19 protein-coding genes and 1 tRNA gene are annotated in these 18,863 nt (G+C 47.3%); 12 read left to right on the plus strand and 8 right to left on the minus strand.

Translation table 11 applies throughout. The annotated features are described in order from the left end of the window. The first annotated feature begins 121 nt into the window (after window positions 1-121). The 6 genes from FTO68_RS01165 (at window position 122) to lysS (ending at window position 5,180) form a co-directional block, all read left to right on the plus strand. Entirely contained in the window at window positions 122-634 is a 513-nt protein-coding gene (locus FTO68_RS01165) for a hypothetical protein (protein ID WP_368659862.1), read from the plus strand. Window positions 635-643: 9 nt separating this feature from the next. Continuing rightward, the gene (locus tag FTO68_RS01170; RefSeq protein WP_255331525.1) at window positions 644-1,822 is read left to right on the plus strand and encodes a M20 family metallopeptidase; all 1,179 of its coding nucleotides are present in this window, start codon (window positions 644-646) and stop codon (window positions 1,820-1,822) included. A gap of 45 nt (window positions 1,823-1,867) precedes the next feature. Beyond that, the gene (locus FTO68_RS01175) at window positions 1,868-2,527 is read left to right on the plus strand and encodes a hypothetical protein (protein WP_255331526.1); all 660 of its coding nucleotides are present in this window, start codon (window positions 1,868-1,870) and stop codon (window positions 2,525-2,527) included. A gap of 51 nt (window positions 2,528-2,578) precedes the next feature. Next, a tRNA-Arg gene (locus FTO68_RS01180) sits at window positions 2,579-2,650 on the plus strand. A gap of 112 nt (window positions 2,651-2,762) precedes the next feature. Further along, on the plus strand, window positions 2,763-3,458 hold the full coding sequence (locus FTO68_RS01185; RefSeq protein ID WP_255331527.1) for a TIGR00266 family protein: 696 nt from the start codon (window positions 2,763-2,765) through the stop codon (window positions 3,456-3,458). A gap of 216 nt (window positions 3,459-3,674) precedes the next feature. After that, complete coding sequence (lysS, locus tag FTO68_RS01190) at window positions 3,675-5,180, plus strand: lysine--tRNA ligase (RefSeq protein WP_255331528.1); 1,506 nt, start codon at window positions 3,675-3,677, stop codon at window positions 5,178-5,180. A gap of 96 nt (window positions 5,181-5,276) precedes the next feature. Here the strand turns inward: lysS and FTO68_RS01195 are convergent, their stop codons facing one another. The 3 genes from FTO68_RS01195 to hxlB are packed head-to-tail and all read right to left on the minus strand — an operon-like array spanning window position 5,277 to window position 8,039. Continuing rightward, complete coding sequence (locus FTO68_RS01195) at window positions 5,277-6,320, minus strand: M42 family metallopeptidase (RefSeq protein ID WP_255331529.1); 1,044 nt, start codon at window positions 6,318-6,320, stop codon at window positions 5,277-5,279. A 9-nt stretch (window positions 6,321-6,329) separates the two neighbouring features. Then, window positions 6,330-7,424 carry a pyridoxal phosphate-dependent aminotransferase gene (locus FTO68_RS01200; RefSeq protein WP_255331530.1) on the minus strand — a complete coding sequence of 365 codons (1,095 nt, stop codon included), beginning with the start codon at window positions 7,422-7,424 and terminating at the stop codon, window positions 6,330-6,332. 12 nt (window positions 7,425-7,436) lie between these two features. After that, window positions 7,437-8,039 (minus strand): 6-phospho-3-hexuloisomerase, encoded by a 603-nt coding sequence (gene hxlB, locus FTO68_RS01205; protein ID WP_255331531.1) that lies wholly within the window; start codon window positions 8,037-8,039, stop codon window positions 7,437-7,439. 214 nt (window positions 8,040-8,253) lie between these two features. On the opposite strand from hxlB, the gene FTO68_RS01210 reads away from it, so the two are divergent. Beyond that, entirely contained in the window at window positions 8,254-8,565 is a 312-nt protein-coding gene (locus tag FTO68_RS01210) for a DUF1622 domain-containing protein (protein WP_255331532.1), read from the plus strand. Window positions 8,566-8,568: 3 nt separating this feature from the next. Here FTO68_RS01210 and FTO68_RS01215 read toward each other — a convergent pair whose 3' ends face one another. Beyond that, the gene (locus tag FTO68_RS01215; RefSeq protein ID WP_255331533.1) at window positions 8,569-9,261 is read right to left on the minus strand and encodes an HAD family hydrolase; all 693 of its coding nucleotides are present in this window, start codon (window positions 9,259-9,261) and stop codon (window positions 8,569-8,571) included. Window positions 9,262-9,350: 89 nt separating this feature from the next. On the opposite strand from FTO68_RS01215, the gene FTO68_RS01220 reads away from it, so the two are divergent. Together FTO68_RS01220 and FTO68_RS01225 are read left to right on the plus strand one after the other, a co-directional pair. Beyond that, window positions 9,351-10,508 carry an MFS transporter gene (locus FTO68_RS01220; protein ID WP_255331534.1) on the plus strand — a complete coding sequence of 386 codons (1,158 nt, stop codon included), beginning with the start codon at window positions 9,351-9,353 and terminating at the stop codon, window positions 10,506-10,508. 55 nt (window positions 10,509-10,563) lie between these two features. Then, complete coding sequence (locus FTO68_RS01225; protein WP_255331535.1) at window positions 10,564-11,040, plus strand: pyridoxamine 5'-phosphate oxidase family protein; 477 nt, start codon at window positions 10,564-10,566, stop codon at window positions 11,038-11,040. A gap of 10 nt (window positions 11,041-11,050) precedes the next feature. Here FTO68_RS01225 and FTO68_RS01230 read toward each other — a convergent pair whose 3' ends face one another. Beyond that, window positions 11,051-11,947 (minus strand): A/G-specific adenine glycosylase, encoded by an 897-nt coding sequence (locus tag FTO68_RS01230; protein ID WP_255331536.1) that lies wholly within the window; start codon window positions 11,945-11,947, stop codon window positions 11,051-11,053. A gap of 87 nt (window positions 11,948-12,034) precedes the next feature. Here FTO68_RS01230 and FTO68_RS01235 point away from each other — a divergent pair, with 87 nt between their 5' ends. Further along, on the plus strand, window positions 12,035-13,396 hold the full coding sequence (locus tag FTO68_RS01235) for a deoxyribodipyrimidine photo-lyase (protein WP_255331537.1): 1,362 nt from the start codon (window positions 12,035-12,037) through the stop codon (window positions 13,394-13,396). Window positions 13,397-13,796: 400 nt separating this feature from the next. On the opposite strand, the gene FTO68_RS01240 is transcribed toward FTO68_RS01235, so the two are convergent. From FTO68_RS01240 to FTO68_RS01250, 3 genes are all read right to left on the minus strand, one after another. Further along, the gene (locus FTO68_RS01240) at window positions 13,797-14,183 is read right to left on the minus strand and encodes a DegT/DnrJ/EryC1/StrS family aminotransferase (protein ID WP_255331662.1); all 387 of its coding nucleotides are present in this window, start codon (window positions 14,181-14,183) and stop codon (window positions 13,797-13,799) included. Between the two features lie 266 nt (window positions 14,184-14,449). Then, complete coding sequence (locus tag FTO68_RS01245) at window positions 14,450-14,836, minus strand: thioredoxin family protein (RefSeq protein WP_255331538.1); 387 nt, start codon at window positions 14,834-14,836, stop codon at window positions 14,450-14,452. Between the two features lie 41 nt (window positions 14,837-14,877). Further along, window positions 14,878-15,906, minus strand: a complete 1,029-nt coding sequence (locus tag FTO68_RS01250) for a phosphate uptake regulator PhoU (RefSeq protein ID WP_255331539.1) — start codon at window positions 15,904-15,906, stop codon at window positions 14,878-14,880. Window positions 15,907-16,042: 136 nt separating this feature from the next. Between FTO68_RS01250 and FTO68_RS01255 the strand changes: the two genes are divergently transcribed. Further along, complete coding sequence (locus FTO68_RS01255; RefSeq protein ID WP_255331540.1) at window positions 16,043-16,903, plus strand: phosphate ABC transporter substrate-binding protein; 861 nt, start codon at window positions 16,043-16,045, stop codon at window positions 16,901-16,903. A gap of 18 nt (window positions 16,904-16,921) precedes the next feature. Further along, window positions 16,922-18,859, plus strand: a complete 1,938-nt coding sequence (gene pstA / locus FTO68_RS01260; protein ID WP_255331541.1) for a phosphate ABC transporter permease PstA — start codon at window positions 16,922-16,924, stop codon at window positions 18,857-18,859. Window positions 18,860-18,863 lie beyond the last annotated feature (4 nt).

Consider the following 18,863-nt stretch of genomic DNA (forward strand, 5'->3'; position numbering starts at 1 on the left):
CTCCATATGAGGTTGTCACAATCCTTTCTTGTAGCAACCTTCCCCCGATACCATCCTTCATCGAATCATATCATCTGCAGCCACAGTAATCCTTTTTTCTCACCCCTTCATATATTCCCATATGATGATGGAGAAAAATGAATATGTTCGTGAACTAGAGTATCTCTATTCAAAATCTCTTGTTCTTGAATCTGTATCAGAATTCCACCCGGTATTGTGGTTTCACTGGATTGATGCCGTTGCTCATATAGATTATACGCTGAGCATTGCCGGATATAGTTACGAATCCCCGAGATCCATCATGGCTGGAGAATATATGCGGTGGAGAATTGACGAGGAGAAGAAAGGGGATCGTCCGCTCTTCCGTCCATTTGTGAACTGGCTGAGAGAGAACAATCCGGAAACCTATGGAAAACTTCCACTTATCTGGCAGGGCATTTACTCTGATTCTGATCCAGCCCAGTACAGGAGTTTTCGGATTGTGCTCGATCCGGCATCAACAAAACCGATTCCGGCACACGTGTACCACAGCATGATCGAGGATCTCTTCCAGAAGGATCTTATAAAGAGCATATACAAAGGAGCCTCGCTGGCATCGCTCTTTGAAGCATTCAAACAGAATCAGACAATATAGGATGCCATTATGGATCCGGTTCGGATATGTTCGGAGCTTATCAGGATAAACAGTGAGAACCCCCCGGGGATCACCTCAGACGTCATTGAATACCTCAGCAATCTCCTCAGTTCACTTGGCATCGCCACAGATACAATTGAGAATGCCCCGGGCCATTGCAATCTCATAACACGGAGACAGGGAGATCCCCTTCTCCTCTGCGGGCATGTCGATGTGGTTCCAGCCCTTGATGAGGGTTGGACACATCCGCCTTATTCCGGCTTTGTCGATGACACCTTTGTCTGGGGCAGGGGCAGCACCGACATGAAGGGAGGCTGTGCCGCAATAATTGCAGCAATTGGAGAACTCATAGATACTGGCCATGAACCCGCCGTCTCCCTTGCCTTTGTCTGCGACGAGGAGGTAGGAGGTCCTCACGGCATACATCACCTCCTTGAAAAAGAACTGATCCTCCCCTCAGACTGTATAATTGCCGAGCCAACTCCGGCAATAGCTCCATGTATCGGACAGAAAGGGCTGTATCGCTTTAGTATGACCTTCAACGGCACTCCAGGACATAGCTCGTTGTATCCTGCAATTGGGACAAGTGCAGTGATGGAGGCTCTGAAGTTCCTTGGCTTTTTGAAATCTCTCCACGAACGTGAATTTCCGATAGATCCGGCTATGGCAGGTATTATCGATCATTCAGAGAGAGTCCTTGAGACGATCTTCCAGATACCCAATCTTCGATCCGTTCTCACCAGGATTATGTATAATCCCGGGATCATATCAGGTGGGGAAAAAGCCAATATCGTTGCCCAGAAATGCGTTCTTGAAGTCGATCTTCGACTGCCTTTTGGATGTGACGCCCATGAGCTCCAGAGAGAGATCCAATCATTGGTGCCTGATGTCAACATTCAACCTTCAAGTGTCTGGAACCCATCACTAACTCCGCCTGATGCGGGTATTGTACATCGAATCTGTAATCAGATTGGCAGAACATATGGAATAACAACTGAGCCGATCGTCCAGTGGGCTGCCAGTGATGCACGGGAGCTCCGAAAGAAAGGTTTCGATGTGGTTGAATATGGGCCAGGAGATATCAGGACGCTGCATGCCATTGATGAGCGGGTCCGGCATGAAGATCTCAGAAAAGCAGTGGAGGTGTATTCCGGGGTTATACTCTCTTACGATGAGGGTCATCACTGATTCAACCATCTTCTCTTATATACTTTAAGTGGCAACTGATGAACCATGAGCCTGGGGAATGGGAAGTATCTGTTTATTGCATTCCTCCTCCTTGTTCTCGCGGGAGGGTGTACTGCCCCCCCACAGACAATGGTGGAGAACCCGGAATCCACGCCAGAACTGATGCAGCCAACGGCACCACCCACAGCGACGCCTGCTGCTGTCCTTGATCCATCATATGTCATACCAGCAACTCCCTATGCAACAGGGACATCCAGGCCTCAGGGCGAGCCAACGCCTGCAAGTGCCACCGCACAGCCGGAAACCGTCGGTTACAAGACGATCTATTCTGAAACGATTCATCCTCAGTTTACTGAAACCGCGATGATCGTCGAGGTGACACAGGCACCACTCATCATTACCGCTACAATCACTCCTGAAACTGTAACTCGTTCAGTTGTGAGCCAATATGGATCAAAAGATTTTTCAGTCGTTTATACAAGACCCTCAGACCTCGCATGGTTTGAATGTACTGTCCGAAATGCCGGAACAGGAGAGATCATCGTGCAGGACGGATATGGCCGTGGCTATACTCAGAATACCAATCTGGCAATCACGATACGGAGAACAGGCGTGTATCATATCACCTTTGGAGGGAATTTTGTGAGAGCAGAGGTCAGGATGCAACTCCCCGAGACTGGAATTTTGACAGAGCCCATTAACTAATCAATATCTTTTTATCAGAACATCACGTATAGAGTAGAGCACCTTTGCAGGGTCCCGGTAGGGTAGTGGATATCCTAGAAGCCTGCGGAGCTTTTGACCCGGGTTCAAGTCCCGGCCGGGGCGTTTCATCTTTTTGTTAAAATTCAAGGATCGAATCGTTTTCGTATTTTTTCCATGCCCCACCGGGATACCTTCATCTATTTTCCAGCATATACAGAACATCAGGTGAAAAACGATGAAATACGAGATTCGGTACAAACCATCCTTCTCACTCCTGGTGGTAACTTTAAGTCCCGGTGAGAAGATCACAGCAGAAGCCGGTGCGATGACGTATATGCATCCCTCGATTACTGTATCGACAAGAAAACGCGAGAAGAGCCTCCTCGGGTCGATCGGGCTCTCGCTTCTTGGGGGGCAGAGCTTCTTTGTTACAGATTATACAGCCGGAAACGAACCCGCCGAGGCCGCATTCAGTGCAGCTCCGCTTGGTGATGTGGACACCCTCCAGATAGCACCCGGAAAGGGCTATATCGTCCAGAAGTCATCGTATCTTGCCGCAACTGAAGGAGTTGACCTGAACATGAAGTGGGAGGGCTTCACAAAAGGCCTCTTCGGGCAGGGGCTGTTGATGATAAAGGTCTCGGGAGAGGGGACGCTCTTCATTAATACGTTTGGAGCAATCGATAAACATGTCCTAAAAGATGGTGAAAAGATGGTCGTTGATAACTTCCATCTTGTTGCCTTCAGCGACACCTGCCAGTACCGTGTAACGAAGTTCGGAGGTTTAAAAGAGACTCTTCTCTCAGGTGAAGGTCTGGTCACAGAGATTACAGGGCCTGGAGAGATCTATATCCAGACAAAGAATGTCCGTGAACTTGCAGAGATGATCTGGTCGATCATTGAGCCAAGGGTGCAGGCTAAATCCAGGTAATCTTTTTAATTGAAAATGTATGGAAACAACCATCATTTTCATCTTATATGCCTGTTGCCCTCGATGGCATCACAGATGTTTTTTCGTGAGGATGAAGCCCACCCTCACACCTTAATACTTCTCCCTGCGATTATATTTGGTTAACAGGATTTTGATGAATTGCAATTTTCGCAAAGAAATCATATCCAGAAACACTCTCACAGAGGGAGATAATGAATGAATGAGACGCCCGGCCTGAATTTTGATGAACAGAAAGTGGATAAACTCAAGGAACTGCAGGAGAGCGGGATTTTAGTCTATCCCTGGGAATATGCAAGAATAGATCATGCAGCTGAGATAAAAGACAGATTCTCAGAAATCTCGCATGAAAAAAGTGAAGAGGCAGTATCTGTTGCAGGCAGGCTCTATACCAAGCGATCACATGGGAAGACTGTCTTTGCCGATCTTGGAGATGAAAGCGGAAGGATTCAGCTTTATATCCGGAAAAATGATCTTGGCGATGATGCGTTTTCCTTCTTTGCAAAAAATATAGATGTCGGGGACATCGTCGGTGTCAGAGGACATATCTTCAGGACAAAGGTTGGCGAGATCAGTATCTGGGTTGATGAGATCACTCTTCTCTCCAAGGCAATCTGTCCACTTCCTGAAAAGTACCATGGTCTGACAAATGTTGAGACGAGATACCGCCAACGATACCTCGATCTCATCATAAACGATGAGGCGCGATCAATTTTTAAAACCCGGAGCAGAATCATCAGCAAGCTCAGATCAGATCTCTCCGGGAACGGGTTTATGGAATTTGAGACTCCAACTATCCAGCCGATTTATGGAGGTGCAAATGCCCGGCCATTCACGACATACCACAACTATCTCGATCAGAAACTCTACCTCAGAATTGCTCCGGAACTCTACCTGAAGCGCCTGATTGTCGGGGGCTTTGAGAAAGTCTTTGAGATTGCCAAAAACTTCAGGAACGAGGACATCGATACCCATCACAACCCTGAGTTCTCGATGGTTGAGATCTATTCGGCATATGCAGACTATAACGATATGATGAGTCTCACCGAGGAGCTCATTTCCGGCATCATACAGGATGCAGCCGGGACATCTGAAGTGGAATTTGATGGAAAGATGATAGGCTATTCCAGGCCCTGGAGACGGATATCCATGGAAAAGGCAGTACTTGATGCAGCCGGCATTGATATCCATGCCCAATCAGTTGAAGAGCTCAGGAAGCTTGCAGAGAAGGAGAGAATCGATGGCTGGGATAAAGCCGGTTCACCTGGTGAATTCCTTGTCCTCTTCTTTGAACATTTTGTCGAACCGACGCTTATCCAGCCGACATTCATCTATGACTTCCCGATCGAGAACTCTCCACTCGCAAAAAAGCACAGGTCAAAGCCGGGCTATACGGAACGGTTTGAACTCTTCGTTGCCGGGATGGAGCTTGCAAATGGGTTCTCGGAACTAAATGATCCCCTTGACCAGAAGGCGCGGTTTGAGGAGCAGGATGCAAAACGCCAGCGTGGTGATCTTGAAGCCCAGATGATCGATTATGACTTTATCAATGCACTTGGATATGGAATGCCCCCGACCGGCGGGGTTGGGATAGGTATTGACCGGCTTGTGATGCTCGCAACAGGGCAGAACTCCATCAAGGAAGTGATTCTCTTCCCATCAATGAAGCCCGTCAGAACTTCAGATGAGCAAACAGAGGAATAATATGCTGAATAACAGAATGCCAGCAGACATTAAGTTCATCAGACACCCCTGACGACCATTGCACTTTTTATATAATATTCTCTGAAAAAATTGGGATCATTCCCAATTTTCAGGCTTTGATTTCAGAGCTTCAGTAAGGATCCGGATTCCATCCCTGATATCCTGCATATCAACAACTTCAACAGGAGAATGGATGTAACGAGCTGGAATTGAAAATGGAACGCTTGGAATGCCACCCTGCTCGAGATGAATGATTGTTGCATCGGTATTGCCGCCTGTCCCAACCTCAATCTGGTATGAAATGCCGGCTGAATCTGCCGATTCGCGGAGCCACTGAACCATCTTCTGGTCAGATAAAAGCCCTCTCCCACTTGCCGATACAAGAATGACAACAGGTCCTTTCCCCATCTCAATACTTGCATCTTTTTTGTCAATGCCCGGATGATCACCGGGTATAGTGACATCGATTGCTATTGCACAATCCGGTTTTATTGAATAAGCACTCGTCTTCGCACCCTTCAGCCCGACCTCTTCCTGTACAGTAAAAACGGCGTAGAGCGTATGATCGGTCTCAAGGTGTTTCAGCGTCTCGATAATCATCGCAACACCGACCCTGTCATCAAAAGCCTTTCCAGTGACCCGCGTGCCAGCAAGTTCTTTCAGCTCACGATCGATCGTGATTGGGCACCCGATCTCGATCCCAAGACCCGCCACTTCTTCAGCCGAGGCGGCACCGACATCGATGAAGAGATCGTCCTGCTTCAATGACTTCTTTTTGTCCTCATCAGTCATCATGTGAGGTGGCTTTCCGCCAAGAACACCTATGACAGGACCTTTCTTTCCATGGATGATCACTCGCTGGGCATAGAGGGCAGGGGTAAACCAGCCGCCAATTGTGACAAACCTGATGAAACCACGTTCATCAATGTACTGGACCATACACCCGATCTCATCCATATGGGCGGCAAGCATCACTTTGAAATCGCTCCCTTTCTTTACTGCAATGAGGTTGCCCATCGAGTCAACCTTAATCTCATCCACATATGGGGTAATTTCAGCTCTGATAATCTCCACGATATTCTGTTCATGCCCGGAAAGTCCATGTGCATCCGAGAGTCGCCTGAGTAATTCAAGTACCACAATAATCACTTATATAACGCTTTCAATTCGATTAAGTGCTTCTTTCAGGGCATCCTGTGAGGCTGCATAACTGATCCGTGCATATCCTGCTCCATGCTCACCAAATGCGGTTCCAGGCACAATGATAACGCCTGCTGCGATGATCGCTTCCATCAGTTCAGTCCCCATAGGCACGAAGAGATAGAATGCTCCTTCAGGTACCGGGAACTCAAAACCCAGCCCCTGCAATCCTTTCACCATCAGATCACGGCGGTCGCGATATTCATCCCGCATTCTTGCGACAACGCTCTGATCGCCGGTGTATCCTGCGAGAGCAGCATACTGGGAGATGGACGATGCACAGGCGATGGTATACTGATGGACTTTCAGGCATTCCTCGGCAATCTCTAAAGGTGCTGCCAGAAGGCCAAGCCGCCATCCCGTCATGGCATAGGTTTTGCTGGTAGCATTGATGGTGATGACATTATCTCCATAAAGAGCTGCGCTGTAGTGTTTTCCTCCATAAATAAAGTGTTCATACACTTCATCTGAGATGACAACAGTCCCCTGATCATCGGCATATTCAACGATCCCCCTGATAGTCTCCTCGGATTCAACCACTCCTGTAGGGTTAGCGGGGGAGTTGAGCACAATCATCCGGGCACCATCGATTGCCTCGCAGGTTCTATCCATATCTATTCTGAGATCCTCTCCAAGCGGAACCGGATCGGCAATACCGCCAGATAGCTCGGCTAAGGCCCCATAGGAGACAAAACCAGGATCCGAATAGACAACCCGATCACCGGGATTTACAATTGCCTGCATAGCAATATTGAGTGCTTCACTCGCACCTGCACATGCGATAATCTCTGAGGGCAAGTATTTAAGCCCATTTTCACGCTCAAATTTTGCACATATTGCCTCCCGAAGTTCAGGTATGCCTGAATTCTGTGTATAGCCTGTCTTTCCATCCCGGATCGCCTGTATTGCTGCTTCCTTAATGTGGTCGGGCGTATCAAAGTCCGGCTGGCCAAGGGCAAGGCTGATCGCATCAGGCCCCGCCGATTCGAAGATCTTCCTGATACCGGAGATCTCAAGATTCATTACCCTGTCTGCAAATTGCATAAACAATCCTCATTACTCGATATTCGTATGTCTTTTCTTCAGCTCCCCTTCAGAGGTCTGCGTGATCTCCATAATGTGAGATACCAGTGCATCAGAGAAGACCATAGACGTTGTCTCAAAGATGGTGCCAAGAGGTGCAAAGGATTTATGTTCTCCCATCATCTGGCGGATGTCATATTCATGGGATTCATCTGTCACCGCATCCCTCTGGCTTTCGATCACAACGATTACATCAGCAATTATTCCAATAGTCGAATCCTTATTTGAGGTGATCAGCCCAATGGTTGATCCGATACCTTTGGCGGTCTGGGCAACATCTGCAATCGATTTTGTATTTCCTGATCCTGAAAAAGCGATGAACATATCATTCTTTTCAATTGCCGGTGTAATTGTTTCACCAACCACAAACGAGGTGAAACCAAGATGCATTAGCCTCATTGCAAATGCCTTTGCAACGAGTCCTGATCTTCCTGCACCCATTACATAGATCCTATTGGCAGAGAGGATAGCATGTGTGAACGCGTCCACCTCTTCATCTGCAATCGAATCGGCAATAGACTGGATCTTTTGGGCCATCAGCCTCATCATATCCAGCACTCCCCCATTCCTACTCATTTAGAACACCTGTAATCATCTTGTATCGCACCCTAGATGAGAATATCCCACAAACCCTACAGTTTGAATAGGGGAGTTATGATATGAGCATAAACATGCGATGGAAGAAACGTGATCCTTATCTAGTGGCATACACACTGTTACAATAACTATGGATTACCTGCACTATGTATTAGATCTCTTTATACTCCTTTTCGAAGCAATTGGTGCTGTTATGATCATCTATGGCGGCGTCCGTGGAGCCATAGGGTTCCTCAGGATTGAAGTTCTTCAGCACAGAACACTCTCATATGATTCTATACGAAGAGATTTTACAAATAAACTAATATTTGGGCTTGAATTTATCATCGCGGCCGATCTACTTGCAACAATCATTGCACCATCTATGGAAGACGTCCTTCTCCTTGGTTCGATAGTGGCAATTAGGACGGCACTCTCGTATTTCCTTTCAAAAGAGACGCTTGAATATCCGATGAGTGACGAATACAATTCCTCGATGATAAAAAGGATAAAAAACGAGCAATAATCGCTATCTGGAACCAAGCAAAAGACGAATCAGTTCCTCTGGCCGCTCGATACGGAGTGTCCTTATAGAGGACGCTTTTGTTTCATCAGGATGCCAGTCGCCATATGCAGCATGAATGGTACACATACCAAGCCTTTTTGCGGGTTCTATATCCCGGCGGATGCTATCGCCGACATGGATAGCATGAAGCGGGTTGGATCGAAGCGAATCAAGCGCCATCAGGAAAGAGTCAGGATCGGGTTTTCTCCTGCCGCTGATATCCGGTGAAATAACTACATCAAAGTATTCCCTAAGATTTGCCTGCTTCAGGCGTTTTTCGGCCTGAACGGAATCCGCATCCGTAACAACTCCAAGGCGCATTCCTTTTGATTGAAAGGCATCAAGTGCCTCTTCAATCCCTACGTAGGGTTGTATATTTGAGAGTTTCACATCCTCATAGATTGTACATGCTTTCAGATAAGTTGCCGAACCGGTGATCTCCATATCCGAAAGATAGTCAAAGATATTGGCGTAATCTTCAAATCCATGTCTTTTCCTGAGGAAATATGAGAAAAGAATGTCAGGGTCGCCACATCCGAGCTCGTCAATCACGGCAACACAGGCCTTTTGTTTGGCTGATATGAAATCAACAAGCGTATTGTCAAGATCAAAAAGAACAGCATCGAAGAGGCCATCCCGGAGTAGGAAATCCTGCATATCCATTAGACACTCTTATGGTTGCATGCGCATCTTGATACAGGTTTGGATAGAAACAGTTGATAGCATGAGCGAAAGAAGGGATTCTGATGACGAGGAGAGTTAGTCTCCGTATCATCTTCATCGCGGTTTTTGCCTCGATGCTCGGACTTGGAATTGTCGTCCCGTTGCTCCCTTATTATGCAGATGCCCTTGGCGCAACGGGTATTGGCATCGGACTGATCTTTTCAGGCTTTGCCCTCTCGCGTGCTGTGTTTATGCCCTTAATCGGCAGATATTCAGACAGAAAGGGACGCAAATATTTCATCCTGATTGGACTTGGCCTTTTTGCCATACTTTCTGTTGCCTATATCTTCGCCTCATCAGTGGCCGGGCTGACCCTCATCCGGATTGCCCATGGTTTTGCTTCTGCAATGGTAGTTCCCGTTGCAATGGCATATGTAGCGGATTTCTCTCCACCCGGAAAGGAGGGTATCGATATGGGATCGTTCAACGCCTCTCTCTTCCTTGGACTTGGATGCGGACCATTGATCGGTGGCGCGGTTCTTGATTCAGTTGGAATTGAGATGGTATTTCTGCTTATGGCAGCCCTGTCAGGTCTTGCTTTCGTTATCTGTCTGGCATTTTTGCCTGAAGCCCCCACTCTTCACAGAAAGCGTTCATCCATACGCCTTGCTGCAGGAAGTATCCATATGAAACCGATCCTTTTTTTCAGGATTATGAATGCATATGCAAATGGCACATTTATGGTATTTCTGCCAGTCATAGCAATATTCTGGTTTCATCTGACTGCTTTTGAATCAGGCATCATCATCTCCATGTCGATTTTGGCAACCGGTTTCCTCCAACGCACATTCGGCGGTTTTGCGGATCGTTTTTCAAAAACAGGGCTTATCGTTATCGGAACGGTCATTGTTTCTCTCTGTCTTATCATCATTCCCTTTTCATCAGGTTTTTTCGGTCTTTTTGTTGTCTCATTCATCCTGGGCATTGGAAGTGCTCTTGCAATACCGGCATCAACTGCAGTTGTTGTAATAGCCGGGAGGGAATTTGGACAGGGAGCCTGTATGGGTGCATTCAATACTGCCATGAGTGTCGGCATGGTAACCGCACCGATCATATCAGGGCATCTGATGGATATTCTTGATATACGGGCATTATTTGAAATTGCAGGAGCTATATCACTTCTTTCAGCATTTCTCTTTCTCATATTTGCACGCCGTGCCGGCATAGATTCATATCGATGATGCAAAACCAATAGCTTTAAACGGGCTGAGACAGTATCGATCATTAGGTGAATGGATGGAGATTATCAAGATCCCAAAGATGGAGAAGAAGGAGTACGACCGGCTCATTGAAGAGGGGTATGTCTCCCGTATAGCATTCCAGGGTGAAAAGTACCCATATATTGCCCCCTTCCTGTATGTGTTTGATGGCAAATTCCTGTATTTCCTCTCGACAAAGTATGGAAGAAAGGTAAATCTCTTCCGTGAGAGCCCGTATGTATCCGTTGAAGTTGAGAAATACTCAAATGATCTCTCCTGTTACACATTCGTGACAATGCAGGGGCGGATTGAGGAAGTGACCGACTCAATAGAGAAGAAAATTGTGCGGGAGAAATTTGTGAACCTGATTACAGAGCGGAAGCTCTCAAACAATATCCTCGCCGCGCTTGGCCACTCACCTCAGGATCCACCGGAATCTATAGCCCGTGAGGAGAGATCGATGGTCTGGAAATTGTCAGGAGTAAAAGATATCGTGGCGCTGAAGAATGTATGATTACTTATATTCATTCTTTTATTGAGTAGACGCCGGCTTCCTCACGGACAAAACCTTCCTTTTCGAGGTCGTTTAGTACCTTCTCGATTCGTCCATCCTCTCTTTCATTTGAAGCATTTAGCGCACTGATAAAGGAACTTTTGTTGATCTTTTTTCTATCAAGGAGGAGGCGTAGTGCCTGGCCACGGATCTTTCGATCAGATCCATCGAAAGGAGCCTGTCGTGTATAATGCGTGCTTCGCCTGTTCGGATTTGGCAGCCGTTTTTTCAGATAGGTTCCATAATCCATGAGTGCGCTATACCACTCCCTCGGGTTATCCGGAGAGAGAGCAGCATGAATGATCGGCAGAATCTCAGTATCAGGAATATCATTTTGATCCTGGAAGAAATAATGGATACAAATCCGCCTGATATTCGTCTCAATATAGACAACAGGCATGTTGAATGCATATGCACAGATTGCAGCAGCAGTTGCTTTCCCAATACCCGGGAGCCTAGCAAGAATATCCGGATTGTCCGGAACAGATCCCCCATACTCGTCTCTCAGGATGATTGCCGCTTTCTGGAGATTGATTGCCCTCCGGTTATACCCAAGTCCTGACCAGGCAGAAAGAACCTCGGAGAGCGGAGCTGATGCAAGGCTATTAATCGTTGGGAATTGTTCAATGAAAAAGATAAATTTTGGAGCAACCCGTTCCACCTGTGTCTGCTGGAGCATTACTTCTGAAACAAGGATAGAGTATGGATCGGTCGTTCTTCGCCAGGGGAGATCTCGTCCGTATTGCTGGTAATATGAGAGTACCATATCAGAAAAAAGCGATATTGCCTCATGACACGGCCCTTTCACAGCAGCTTTCATCACTGCCAGCTCTTTTGTTGCAAGTTCATAATCAAGAGTACTATTCACAAAGACTCATTCGAATCTCATTAAACAAATACTTCCTGATCCGGCATATGGGAGGTATTATCGTCTTGATCCGAGATATCACATCTCATGATCAGCCCGGAACGCATACATTACCGAAAAGAAGGGAGTCAGGGGCGCGGAGATCGTGTAGTTTACTGGATGCAGCGATCTCAGAGGGCAGAAGAGAACCATGCCCTTGAATATGCTGTCAATGAAGCAAACCTGCGCCAAATCCCCCTGAATGTGGTTTTTTGTATCGATCCGGAGTATCCCCTCGCGACATCACATTCATTTCGTTTTATGGTTGAGGGGCTGGCTGAAACCAGGAATAATCTCCTTGAACGCGGTATACCCCTTTCATTGATGACGGGCGATTCAATTCATGAAGTTCCGCGATTTGTTCAGGATGCTGCGCTCCTGGTCGTAGATCGCGGCTATCTCAGGCATGAGCGGCAGATCCGCAATGCTGTTGCTGAACAGACAGGCTGCCAGGTTATTGAGGTTGAATCAGATTGTGTGGTTCCGGTGAGGGCAGCTTCCCTGAAAGAGGAATGGTCTGCTGCCACGCTTCGGAGAAAACTAAACCCCCAGGTGTCACATTTTCTTCATCTGACTGAAAAAATAGAACTGAAAACTGACTCCCTGAATGATATTGATGATTCAGATCAGATTCTATCAGATCCTGATCGCTTGCTGAAGCAGATAGGCTTCTTTGATCCACCCAAAATCCTCTTTGCACGCGGTGGCAGAAGTGAAGCATTGAAGAGGCTCTCGGCATTTCTCGCCACTCCTGTAACACTCTATGACAGAACAAGAAACGATCCTGGCGTTGAGGTTACATCGGGTCTTTCTCCGTACCTCCATTTTGGCCAGATATCTCCTCTTGAAGTGGCACGCGCCGCTGCCGGACGCGCAGGGTTTCTGGAAGAGCTAATCGTGCGGCGCGAACTGGCAATAAACTTTGTCTGGTATAACGAAAAGTATGACCAGATTGACTGCCTGCCTGATTGGGCTTTAAAAACATTAGGCGAACACCGGGATGATCTGCGGGAATATACCTATTCACTAGAAGAACTCCGGCATGCAGAGACGCATGATCCCTTCTGGAATGCAGCCCAGAAGGAGATGCTGCTCACCGGTAGAATGCATAATTACATGCGGATGTACTGGGGGAAGAAGATCCTTGAGTGGTCTGACACCCCGGAAATCGCATACCAGAATACAATTCAGCTAAACGATATATATGAACTCGACGGCCGCGATCCAAATGGCTATGCCGGGGTTGCCTGGTGCTTTGGCAAACATGACCGTGCCTGGAAGGAACGACCAGTCTATGGAAAGGTGAGGTACATGAATGCAAACGGTTTGCTGAGAAAAGGGGATATCCGTGGTTATGTCGAGAAGGTGGAAGAGCTGGAAACGATGCTGGACGATCAAACCGGGATCTGATAACAGATATTGCCATTTCAGAATGGAGCTATAGCAAAGAACCCGGATAGCGATTAATCGTCAGAGAACATCATTCTCTTCCAATAGAGTTTGGGATGCAGAATATGATAGCAGCTTCTTCTTCAAAACACCCGGATGCACAGGAAGTGATAATACCTCTTCTGCAAGCTGTCTGGCAATGAGACAGGCAGACACATTCCCCCGGTATACCGGCTTGTTTTAGAAGGGATTTTGGGTAATAAATTGTGGTTTCGACTCCATCGACCTTCATGTATGCTGCAGGCTTGTCACGGGAAAAAGGCATCCCTTGCGAACCTGCATCACATACTGGCAATAGACATGCCTGACACCCGACCCCACCCGGGGGCATGGAAATTCCGGGTGCGGAAATCAGTTCATCTTAAAAACTCGCATTCCAAATCCGCACCTCATTATAGTATTCAAGCCTGCCAGGCTGCACAAGCCCGATTGCCGCTCCGATATCAGTCCTACGGAGATTTACCTGAACATCAAATGGAGATACTTCTTCGCCCTGCCAATGATTCACAAGAAGCCGCACCTTCTCAGCAAGAATTTGATCATTAGTTGTCCCCATCCCTCCTTCACTTGTTGTCATATTCTTTATCGGATAAAAGGAGAAGGATCCAAATGATTCAAAACTGCCTGCTCTTCTGTTATTCATCCCGGCTCCGCGATCCTGTGCGGCATCCAAAAAAAAGCATGAAATTGTGAGCATTGCAGATATCAGTGATAGCAGAGGATCAAAAGGTTGACCAAAGAGATGAATTTTTTGGAGAAATCTAACTGATTTTCATTCGGAATCAATTCAGGCCTGGATCCTCCCGATCAGCCCGATCCAGATGACACCAATATCCATCCAATTTCGTAAGAAAATCGAACCTTCCTGAATTCGATGTACAGTATACTTCTCATGTTGCGGGCTAAAAGGGTTCAGACAAGAGCCATTTCATCTTATAAGCCTTATGTATTTGCGATGACCACCCATATGCGGAAGAACCGATATGAATAAAAAATGGTATGGTTGAAGTGAGATCATCCATACCCGGTGATCTCATAGTCAATTACAGTCGATTGTCCGGCGCATTCCTTTGCATTCTTCATTCCCTCCTCGATCATCTTCCTGATGAGTGCCGGATAGACGGCGCCCACAATCTGGGCTACAGGACGGCCCTGGCAGAAGACAGCAAATGTGGGCGTGCTCATAATCCCGTAGCGCTCAGCAATCCAGGGATTAATTGAGATATCTATCCTGACGAAGCTGATTGCACCTTCAAGCTCCCCCGCATAGTTTTCGAAATAGGGCATTATCGATCTGCAATGGGGGCATGTCGGAGAATAAAAGAGGACGGCGACTGGATCTGCTGCTTTCTCGACATTCGTCTCCCAGTTCATTGTATTCAGATCAAAAACAGGTGACACAGTACCACCATCTTCGATTATTGCTGCCCCACTACTTGAATTTACTCCTCGCCAATGCAGTGGTTGATGACGATCTCTGAAATATCACTCGAATACTCACCTATCCGGGCGATGCTGTTTGCAATATATCCGCAATAGATACTGGACGGGCTCTTAAGCTGTATACTCTCATGCTTGAGTTTGGTATAAAGCTGGGTAAGCGCAGTCAGCGATTCTATTCCTGCATTCGCCTCGCGGATGTTTTTGTCATAGAAGGATCTCATGCTCCGCTTGAAGATCGATAGTGCCATCTCATCCGCGATCCTGAATTTCGTGATGAGATCAGATCCGAGATCCGGTTCCACACCGGATTCGGGGGCCAATAGAAGAAGGCTCTGGATATTTGTTGCAATCGTTACGGCATGGTCAGCAATCCGCTCAATTGTCCTGGATATCTGGAAAAATGTCATTGCCGCCCCGACCGTTATATTCATCTTCCGTGAAAGGGACGGATTATGTGTGATCAGGTGATACTGCCTGCTGATCAGCCAGTGGAGGCGATCGATATCGTTATCACGTGAGATGATATCCTGGCAGAGTAGAGGATTATTCTCTTCAAGTGCGGTGATAGCATCCTCATGCATCGACTTCACAATCGTATACATCCGTTTGATCGTATTGTCAAGCGGCATCTCAATCGGATTTAAGATATCTTTCAGGAGAATTGACGTATCATTCTCTTCAGCCACCTCCTGGCCGATGGTCATCTGGGTGTAAAGCCGGACCCTCTGCCGCACTTCCGGGGGAATTCTGATTTTTGAAGTGATCTTAATCGCAGTATATCCTGTTATATATGCACTGATCAAGCATCGGAAAAGGCAATCCGGATCGGCATAGTCCTTCAGGAAAAACTCCTTCTCCCTCTGGGAGGAGATTCCTTTAATATCTGCTGTAATCAGCAGATTCCCATCTGCCTGGGTGATGATCCCGATTGGATCGTTTTTCTGTATATTATGTTTCACTGCCCAGTTTTTTGGCAAAGAGAGGACAAAGGATGAGCCTCCGGTCACCTGGATCTTCCGGATATCCATAGTATCTAATCACATCCTGAAGAGAAGATATACTCCTATAGAGAATAATTATTAGTATATATACACATATACTTTCTGATTGATCATTATTCTCTATCAGGATTTATCATAGTTTTTTCTACCCAACAGATGATCGATGACTCGTTCATTCAGCATTCGATCATCTTCGGCATTCCTCGCCGGAGCAGTAGTTCTCCTGCTTGCAGCAGCCCTTGTGAGTGGTTGTGTAGGCAGCGACCCATCAGTTGAACAACGCTCGATCTCAGTCACCGGATCGACAACCGTCCTGCCTATTGCGCAGATAGCAGCCGATGCCTATATGGATCAACATCCAAATGATGAGATTCTCGTCTCTGGGGGAGGATCAAGTGTCGGTATCAAGGCAGTTGGCGAGAAAACAGCCGATATCGGAATGGCATCCCGTGACATCAAATCATCTGAGATGGAGCAGTATCCGGGAGTTGTTGAGCATGTTATAGCAGTTGATGGGATTGCACTCATCGTGAACCCTGAGAATCCGGTCTCCTCGCTCACACTTGATCAGATCAAAACAATCTACAAGGGGGAGATCAACAACTGGAAGGATGTCGGAGGCAGTGATCGCCAAATCGTTGTGGTTGGTCGGGATAGTGCATCGGGAACCCGTGAGTTCTTCTATGACGAGGTCATGAAGAAGGAAGAGTTCGTCAGAAGCCAGCAGGAACTCAACTCCAACGGCGCAGTCAAACAGACTGTTGCCCAGACACCTGATGCAGTCGGCTATGTCGGGCTTGGCTATATCGACACAACCGTCAAAGCAATCAGCATCAACAAGGATGGCACGCTCGTTGCACCAACGATTGATAATGTGAAGAATAAAACCTACCCGATCGCCCGTAGCCTCCACATGTATACAAACGGCCCAAAAACCGGTCTTGTCAAAGATTATCTGGATTTCCTGATGAGTGCAGAAGGACAGCAGATCGTCTCAAAAGAAGGCTTTGTGCCAATTCTTTAACTCTTTTTTCTGATCATTATGCAGAAGAACAGATGTGAATCCCAGATTACTGATCTCTTTACCAGACAGAATAAAGAGAAGGCAATCAGTGGTATCTGGCTTGGAACAGCACTTGTCGCAGTCATTACTATAATTCTTATCCTCGGCTTTCTTCTCAAAGAAGGCCTTCCTGCAATCCTTGAGATTGGTATTCCTGCATTCATCTTCAATGAGATCTGGACACCAACCAGTGAAACCCCAAGCTATGGCATCTACTCCCTGATCATCGGAACCATTCTTGTCACCATCGGAGCTATCGCAATTGCTGTTCCTCTTGGGATCGGATCTGCTATCTTCATTGCAGAAGTTGCACCTCCAAAATTCCGTGAGGCAGTAAAGCCCGCAATCGAACTTCTGGCAGGCATTCCATCTGTTGTGTATGGATTTTTTGGTCTTGTTGTCCTGACACACTGGCTCAGAATCTCACTTGATCTCTCCTCAGGCGCCACATGGCTTGCAGGATCGATTATCCTTGGGATCATGGCCCTGCCGACTATTGTGTCTGTCTCAGAGGATGCAATCAGCAGTGTTCCAAAAGACTTTCGATCTGCATCTCTTGCCCTTGGAGCAACACGGTGGCAGACGATCACCGGCGTTCTGATCCCATCTGCCCTATCAGGCATCACAGCTGCAATAATACTTGGTCTTGGCAGGGCAATCGGCGAGACGATGGCAGTGCTCATGGTAACAGGAAATGCAGCCATCATTCCTGATCCGATCTATAATATCCTCTCACCGATCAGGACACTCACCGCCACACTGGGAATTGAGATGGGGGAGGTTGCAATAGGAAGCACGCATTACCACGCATTATTTGGAATGGCGCTTGTACTTCTTCTGATCACCCTGATCGTCAACCTTTCTGCAACAGTTATCCTGGCGCGGATTCGGGAGGGGCAGATCGGCAGTTCCAGAGCGCCATTCCTCTCTCATGATCATCAAAACCAGATTAAATCAATACTCCTCCTGGTTATCCTGGCTGGATTGTGTTTATTCTCCTATCAGGTTGTTGGCATTTTCGGAATAGCCATTCTTACAGCTATACTTGCACTCTGTTATGGCGGATTAAGAATCCTCTCAAGACAGTCAAAAGAGAAGATTGCCTTTGCTATAGTCACCTCTGCAACAGCTCTTGTTCTCTTTGCACTTGTTGCGATCATCTTCGATATTGTCTCAAACGGACTCCCCGCAATCACATGGGAGTTTCTCACAGAAGGGCCCCGCAATCTCGGCCGTTCCGGCGGTATCTTCCCTGCAATCATCGGGACACTCTACCTTGTTATCGGCGCTATTGCAATAGCTCTTCCAATTGGAGTTGGCGCTGCAATTTACCTGAATGAATATACCCTCGAAGGCCGGCTCACCAGGATTATTCGGGCAGGAAATGATCTCTTAAATGGTACACCCTCAATCGTCTTCGGCCTCTTTGGATTTGCATTCCTTGTGATCTTTGTCGGCCTTGGTGTTTCGCTCCTTGCCGGACAGATCACCCTTACCCTGATGATACTCCCGACAATAATCAGGACGAGTGAAGAAGCACTGAAGTCAGTACCTGACTCCCTCAGGCATGGGAGCCTGGCACTTGGTGCAACCCGCTGGCATACCATCTTACGGGTTGTACTCCCGGCTGCTGCTCCGGGCATTCTGACCGGGACAATTCTCGGTATCGGAAGAGCTGCAGGAGAGACTGCACCGCTCCTCTTCACTGCCGTCGTCTTCTCAAAACGATATCTCCCGACATCAGTCTTTGAGCCGGTGATGGCCCTCCCCTATCACCTCTTTATCCTGGCAACCAACGTACCGGGTGCAGATACGCAAAAATATGGAACAGCCCTTGTTCTCCTCGTCCTTGTCACTGGCATTTATGCAGTTGCAATCCTGATGAGGAGGCATGCACAGAAGACAGTCAGGTGGTAAAAAC

This window comes from Methanocalculus taiwanensis (assembly GCF_024372745.1).
GTDB classification, from domain to species: domain Archaea; phylum Halobacteriota; class Methanomicrobia; order Methanomicrobiales; family Methanocorpusculaceae; genus Methanocalculus; species Methanocalculus taiwanensis.

Bases quoted from the DNA above. Each gene is read 5' to 3' on its own strand.
- FTO68_RS01170 (WP_255331525.1), top strand. From the start codon at position 644: ATGGATCCGGTTCGGATATGTTCGGAGCTTATCAGGATAAACAGTGAG.
- FTO68_RS01255 (WP_255331540.1), top strand. From the start codon at position 16,043: ATGACTCGTTCATTCAGCATTCGATCATCTTCGGCATTCCTCGCCGGA.
- FTO68_RS01250 (WP_255331539.1), bottom strand. From the start codon at position 15,906: ATGGATATCCGGAAGATCCAGGTGACCGGAGGCTCATCCTTTGTCCTC.
- FTO68_RS01185 (WP_255331527.1), top strand. From the start codon at position 2,763: ATGAAATACGAGATTCGGTACAAACCATCCTTCTCACTCCTGGTGGTA.
- FTO68_RS01200 (WP_255331530.1), bottom strand. From the start codon at position 7,424: ATGCAATTTGCAGACAGGGTAATGAATCTTGAGATCTCCGGTATCAGG.
- FTO68_RS01215 (WP_255331533.1), bottom strand. From the start codon at position 9,261: ATGCAGGATTTCCTACTCCGGGATGGCCTCTTCGATGCTGTTCTTTTT.
- FTO68_RS01235 (WP_255331537.1), top strand. From the start codon at position 12,035: ATGATCAGCCCGGAACGCATACATTACCGAAAAGAAGGGAGTCAGGGG.
- pstA (WP_255331541.1), top strand. From the start codon at position 16,922: ATGCAGAAGAACAGATGTGAATCCCAGATTACTGATCTCTTTACCAGA.
- FTO68_RS01165 (WP_368659862.1), top strand. From the start codon at position 122: ATGATGATGGAGAAAAATGAATATGTTCGTGAACTAGAGTATCTCTAT.
- FTO68_RS01220 (WP_255331534.1), top strand. From the start codon at position 9,351: ATGACGAGGAGAGTTAGTCTCCGTATCATCTTCATCGCGGTTTTTGCC.
- FTO68_RS01175 (WP_255331526.1), top strand. From the start codon at position 1,868: ATGAGCCTGGGGAATGGGAAGTATCTGTTTATTGCATTCCTCCTCCTT.
- FTO68_RS01225 (WP_255331535.1), top strand. From the start codon at position 10,564: ATGGAGATTATCAAGATCCCAAAGATGGAGAAGAAGGAGTACGACCGG.
- FTO68_RS01210 (WP_255331532.1), top strand. From the start codon at position 8,254: ATGATCATCTATGGCGGCGTCCGTGGAGCCATAGGGTTCCTCAGGATT.
- hxlB (WP_255331531.1), bottom strand. From the start codon at position 8,039: ATGAGTAGGAATGGGGGAGTGCTGGATATGATGAGGCTGATGGCCCAA.
- lysS (WP_255331528.1), top strand. From the start codon at position 3,675: ATGAATGAGACGCCCGGCCTGAATTTTGATGAACAGAAAGTGGATAAA.